We start from the raw sequence: 4,640 nt of genomic DNA, 5'->3' as shown, positions 1-4,640 counted from the left end.
ATTGCGCAGTTATTGCGCAAATAGTTCAAATCATTGCGCAATATTGTTGCGCGCATCATCATCAAAGCGAGATTTCATTCTTCCGGCAGCCACAAAAAAGTCCCCACAGAAACCCTTTTGCTCAGATTCCTGTGAGGACTGTCTTTATTCTCCTATTACAAATTCCATTATACGTCTGCCGTACATTTCAGACTGCTATTTCAGCTCTTTTACCTTCGCGCTCTTGCCTACGCGGCCTCTTAAGTAGTTCAGCTTTGCACGTCTTACCTTACCTCTTCTGACCACCTCGATCTTCTCCACATTAGGAGAGTGCACAGGCCAGGTCTTTTCCACGCCGATGCCGTTGGAAATTTTTCTTACAGTAAAGGTTTCCCTGTTGCTTCCGCCCTGTCTCTTTAAAACAATGCCTTCAAATATCTGGATTCTTTCACGGTTTCCCTCTTTGATCTTGCCGTATACCTTTACGGTATCACCAACGGAAAAATCGTCCACCTTTTCCTTTAACTGTTCTTTCTCAATTTCTCTGATAATATCACTCATTATGAGCCTCCTTTTAAAAAATGGATGTTCTTAATACTTATCTGTAACAGAGGACCATCTCGTTTTCGCAACATTCAAATCTTACCATACCAGGGCCGTAAATGCAAGATTTTTTTCTATTCCTTTTTCCCAAGCCACCAAATAGTCCCGGAAGAAGCATACAATCCCAGCTTCCGCTGCAGGCCAAGAGAAACATCGTTTCCCACAATGATATGCGCATAGGGTGTAAAGCCTTTCTCGCAGATACGGTTGATGTTGTATGCCTCCAAAGCTGCGCCGATGCCCCTTCCCCTGCAGGAATCCTCCACAAACAGCATCCCCATGCTGCCCTCATCATGGCTCCCCACAAAGCCCTTGAGCTCGCCCTCCACAAAGGCTCCATACATCGCCCTGCTCTGAATGCGTTCCCGGATATATTCCGGCTCTCCCATATGGTAATGTGTAATTACATACTCTGCATCCTCCGGCCCAAGCAGACGGATATCCTTGTGCCTTACGGGAAGGCTCTGTCTCTGGGGATAGCACACTTGAACACATTCATGGTACACCTCACAGGAAAAAGCGCTGCAGATAAGCTCATTCAGAAAGCTCTGGGATGTCACAAAAAGAACCGTGTCCTTGGGAACCAGCGAAAGAAGCTTCTGCCCCATTTCCCTGTCTTGTGCGCTTATCATGCAAAGCCTGCAGCCCGCATCATACAGCAGCACATTTTCCTCGTCTGCATACAGGATTTCTCCTCTTCCCCTGCGCAGGCTTTCCATCATATGAATATTTTCCCGCTTCGCTTTTGCCAGCCGGCAGATCAGCCTCTCCTTGTCCATGTACTTTTCATAGAGATCAGGGCGGATGCGCCTGGTGCGCTCCTTTGACTGCTCCAGCCGCCACGCCGCAATTTTCCTGTGATCTCCTGAAAGAAGCACATCAGGAACCTTTTTCTCCCTCCACACCTCCGGTCTGGAATATTGAGGGTACTCCAATAGATCATTGTAAAAGCTCTCCATCTGCGCAGAAGCGTCATTGCTCAATACGCCGGGAACCAGCCTGGATACGGCGTCAATCACCACCATGGCCGCAAGCTCTCCACCTGTCAGCACATAATCCCCGATGGAGATAAAGTCTGTGACCGTTTCCTCCAGCACACGCTCATCAATCCCCTCATAGTGGCCGCAGATCAGCACCAGCTCCTCCTCCCCGGCCAGTCTGGCAGCCGTTTTCTGTGTAAAAGGCTCCCCCTGTGGAGTTAAATAAACAGTCCGCAGCCTTCTTCCCCCTGTGACAGCCTGCCAGGCGTCATACACAGGCTGGGCCTGCATCAGCATTCCTGCGCCGCCGCCGTAAGGATAATCATCCACCTTGCCGTGCCGTTCCTTCGTATAATCTCTGATATTTATGGTATCTATGGTAATAAGCTTTTTCTCTGCCGCTCTCCCGATGATGCTGGAATGCAGGCCGTTTAACACCATCTCAGGAAACAGCGTCAAAACATGAAATTTCATTCTGATACCCCTTTTCCTCCGCTGAAATAAACATCCGTTCAGTCAAGCAGACCCTCCAGAATATGCACCCTGATCAGCCCGCCTTCCACATCCACATTGAGAATGCACTGCTTGATGGCCGGAATCAGCGCCTCCCGTCCATCTTCCATTTTCACCACATACACGTCGTTTGCGCCGGTCTGCAGCACCTCCGTGAGAACGCCCAGCTCCTGATCCATATCATCTATCACCTTAAGTCCCACAAGGTCAGCCACAAAGTATTCGTCCCTCCTTAAAGGAACCGCATTCTTTCTGGTGACAAACAGACCTTTCCCGCGGTATTTCTCCGCGTCGTCAATACTGTCGATTCCCTTAAATTTCAGAATTACAAACTTCTTGAAAAATTTTACTCCCTGGATTTCCAGAAGCATTTTTTCCTTCCCAGTATCCAGAATCACTTCCTTCAGCCTACGGAACCTTGCCGCGTCATCTGTTGTGGGAAATACCTTTACCTCTCCCCTAAGGCCATGTGTGGAGGTAATCACTCCTACCTGTAAAATTTCTTCCATTTTTCCTCCATGAACAAAAAAGGCGGCCCGCAGTGCGCGCCGCCTTATGCCTCAGACGATTTCCACGTCTACTTTTCTGTTATCCTTGGATGCCGCTGCCTTTACAACAGAGCGGATTGCCTTTGCAATTCTTCCTTGTTTTCCGATCACCTTTCCCATATCGGATGCAGCTACATGAAGTTCGATGACAGTATCTTTCCCCTGCGTCTTTTCAGTTACAACTACTTCATCCGGATAATCAACAAGCGCCTTTGCAACTACTTCCACTAATTCCTTCATAAGCCACCTCCAAAGAACGAATCTTATTTCTCGATGCCTGCCAGCTTGAAAAGCTTTCCAACGGTCTCCGTAGGCTGCGCTCCGTTTGCCAGCCATTTCTTAGCCAGCTCTTCATTGATCTTGAAGGTACTGGGGTCGGTGTTGGGATCATAGGTTCCAATTTCCTCGATGAATCTGCCGTCTCTGGGAGAACGGGAATCAGCTACAACGATTCTATAAAAAGGAGCCTTCTTCTGTCCCATTCTTCTCAATCTGATTTTTACTGCCATTTTTCTTTCCTCCATCTAAAACTGTATTATAAGGTTTACGGGCCATAAGGCCCAGGACACCCGCTTTTGCGGACGCCATCTATGGATAAGGACTCTGCCGGGGCAGAAAATCCATATCTTCTGTCCTAAAAAGGGAAGCCTCCCTTTCCCATTCCGGGAAAACCACCAAACAATCCGCGTCTTCCCTTTCCACCGCCAAACTGCTTCATCATTTTCTGACTCTGCTCAAACTGTTTGATAAAGCGGTTTACCACTGCAATATCCACACCGGCGCCCTTTGCTATGCGGTGCTTTCTTCTGGGGTTTAGCAGCTTGGGATTGCGTCTTTCCTCCTTTGTCATGGAAAGCACGATGGCCTCCATATGCTTTAGCTGCTTTTCATCTATCATGGCTTCCAGCTCGCCTGCCTTTGCCCCCATTCCAGGAAGCATGCTTAAAATGCTGGAAAGACCTCCCATATTTCTCATCTGCTTCATGCTTTCCAGGTAATCCTCGAAATCGAATTTCCCCTTCTTCATGCGTCCGGCCATCTCCCGGCCCTTTTCCTCATCCAGATCAATGCTGGCCTGTGCCTTGTCAATTAAAGAAAGTACATCTCCCATGCCCAGAATCCGGCTGGCCATGCGGTCCGGATAAAACTGCTCCATATCAGAGAGCTTTTCCCCCATGCCTACATACAGGATGGGCTTGCCCGTCACCGCCTTTATGGAGAGGGCCGCGCCGCCTCTGGTATCTCCGTCCATCTTGGTGAGAACCACCCCGTCGATGCCCACCTTCTCGTCAAATTCCTTCGCCACGTTCACGGCATCCTGGCCGGTCATGGCGTCCACCACCAAAAGGGTCTGGTGTACCGTAACGCTGTCCTTGATTTCCTGCAGCTCATGCATCATGTCCTCATCCACATGCAGGCGTCCTGCGGTATCCAGGATCACTACGTTATGGCCGTTTTTCTCCGCGTAAGCCACCGCCTCCCTGGCAATCTGAGAAGGGGCATGATCCGTCCCCATGGAGAACACGTCCACTTCCTGCTTTTTCCCATTGATCTGCAGCTGCTCGATGGCCGCCGGACGGTAGATATCGCAGGCTGCCAGCAGGCACTTTTTGCCCTTCAGCTTCAGCTTTCCTGCAATTTTAGCCGTAGCCGTAGTCTTACCTGCACCCTGAAGTCCCGCCATCATAATCACAGTGACTGCTTTTCCCGGCTGCATGGCAATTTCCGTGGTATCGCTTCCCATCAGGGCGATCATTTCCTCGTTTACAATCTTGATCACCATCTGCCCGGGGTTTAAGCCGTTCATTACGTCCTGCCCAATGGCCCGTTCCTCAACAGCCTTGATAAACTGCTTCACCACTCTGAAATTTACATCCGCTTCCAGCAGCGCCATCTTGACTTCCTTCAATGCGGTTTTGACATCCTCTTGTGTCAAACGGCCCTTGCTTCTCAAATTTTTGAATATATTCTGCAGCTTATCCGTCAAGCTTTCAAACGCCATAGATCGCTCCTTATC

General features: G+C 49.4%; 6 protein-coding genes and 1 pseudogene. All 7 read right to left on the bottom strand.

The window, feature by feature from the left end; all coding sequences use genetic code 11:
• Nucleotides 1-195: 195 nt before the first annotated feature.
• The 7 genes and pseudogenes from rplS to ffh all read right to left on the bottom strand — a co-directional run bounded on the left by rplS (nucleotide 196) and on the right by ffh (nucleotide 4,625).
• Nucleotides 196-540: a 50S ribosomal protein L19 gene (rplS, locus tag AC1WIP_RS11805; protein ID WP_481142010.1), complete on the bottom strand. Its 345-nt coding sequence runs from the start codon at nucleotides 538-540 to the stop codon at nucleotides 196-198.
• 116 nt (nucleotides 541-656) lie between these two features.
• Nucleotides 657-971, bottom strand: a complete 315-nt coding sequence (locus tag AC1WIP_RS11800) for a GNAT family N-acetyltransferase (protein WP_481142012.1) — start codon at nucleotides 969-971, stop codon at nucleotides 657-659.
• A 393-nt stretch (nucleotides 972-1,364) separates the two neighbouring features.
• Nucleotides 1,365-2,036 (bottom strand): annotated as a pseudogene (gene trmD / locus AC1WIP_RS11795) (tRNA (guanosine(37)-N1)-methyltransferase TrmD); the annotation flags it as partial.
• 38 nt (nucleotides 2,037-2,074) lie between these two features.
• On the bottom strand, nucleotides 2,075-2,584 hold the full coding sequence (gene rimM / locus AC1WIP_RS11790) for a ribosome maturation factor RimM (RefSeq protein WP_481142009.1): 510 nt from the start codon (nucleotides 2,582-2,584) through the stop codon (nucleotides 2,075-2,077).
• Nucleotides 2,585-2,635: 51 nt separating this feature from the next.
• Nucleotides 2,636-2,863 carry a KH domain-containing protein gene (locus tag AC1WIP_RS11785; RefSeq protein ID WP_318708754.1) on the bottom strand — a complete coding sequence of 76 codons (228 nt, stop codon included), beginning with the start codon at nucleotides 2,861-2,863 and terminating at the stop codon, nucleotides 2,636-2,638.
• 23 nt (nucleotides 2,864-2,886) lie between these two features.
• Nucleotides 2,887-3,132, bottom strand: coding sequence for a 30S ribosomal protein S16 (gene rpsP, locus AC1WIP_RS11780; RefSeq protein ID WP_318704136.1), 246 nt, complete (start codon nucleotides 3,130-3,132; stop codon nucleotides 2,887-2,889).
• A 125-nt stretch (nucleotides 3,133-3,257) separates the two neighbouring features.
• Entirely contained in the window at nucleotides 3,258-4,625 is a 1,368-nt protein-coding gene (ffh, locus tag AC1WIP_RS11775) for a signal recognition particle protein (RefSeq protein ID WP_481142011.1), read from the bottom strand.
• Nucleotides 4,626-4,640 lie beyond the last annotated feature (15 nt).

This window comes from Acetatifactor sp., assembly GCF_982438285.1.
Note: the sequence above shows the minus strand (reverse complement) of the source record. Positions and strands in the feature narration are given on the sequence as shown.

What these genes read in the sequence shown, in the direction of transcription:
- rplS (WP_481142010.1), bottom strand. Translation starts at nt 540, where the DNA reads ATGAGTGATATTATCAGAGAAATTGAGAAAGAACAGTTAAAGGAAAAG.
- AC1WIP_RS11800 (WP_481142012.1), bottom strand. Translation starts at nt 971, where the DNA reads ATGGGAGAGCCGGAATATATCCGGGAACGCATTCAGAGCAGGGCGATG.
- rimM (WP_481142009.1), bottom strand. Translation starts at nt 2,584, where the DNA reads ATGGAAGAAATTTTACAGGTAGGAGTGATTACCTCCACACATGGCCTT.
- AC1WIP_RS11785 (WP_318708754.1), bottom strand. Translation starts at nt 2,863, where the DNA reads ATGAAGGAATTAGTGGAAGTAGTTGCAAAGGCGCTTGTTGATTATCCG.
- rpsP (WP_318704136.1), bottom strand. Translation starts at nt 3,132, where the DNA reads ATGGCAGTAAAAATCAGATTGAGAAGAATGGGACAGAAGAAGGCTCCT.
- ffh (WP_481142011.1), bottom strand. Translation starts at nt 4,625, where the DNA reads ATGGCGTTTGAAAGCTTGACGGATAAGCTGCAGAATATATTCAAAAAT.